At 55.8% G+C, this 240-nt stretch carries 1 pseudogene; it reads left to right on the top strand.

The features are described 5' to 3' along the window. Window positions 1-240 (top strand): annotated as a pseudogene (locus SB764_RS44225) (circadian clock protein KaiC); the annotation flags it as partial.

The following is a 240-nucleotide window of genomic DNA, read 5'->3' as shown; positions in this document are numbered from 1 at the left end:
CCCTTTATATCACACTTTCCGAAACGCAGGAGGAGCTCTCCGCCGTTGCCGCCTCGCATGGCTGGGACATCGGCGAGTTCGAGATTTTTGAGTTCAGCACCGCATCAGAGATCTTTGGCGATGGGCGTGAACAATCGATCTTGCATCCCTGGGAAATGGAACTCGGGGAGACGATCAGACTGATCCAGGCGGAAGTCGAGAGGGTAAACCCGAAGCGGGTGGTGTTCGACAGTCTATCGG

The organism is Paraburkholderia sp. SIMBA_027 (assembly GCF_046535315.1).
GTDB lineage: Bacteria > Pseudomonadota > Gammaproteobacteria > Burkholderiales > Burkholderiaceae > Paraburkholderia > Paraburkholderia tropica.
This window is presented reverse-complemented; position numbering and strand designations above follow the sequence as displayed.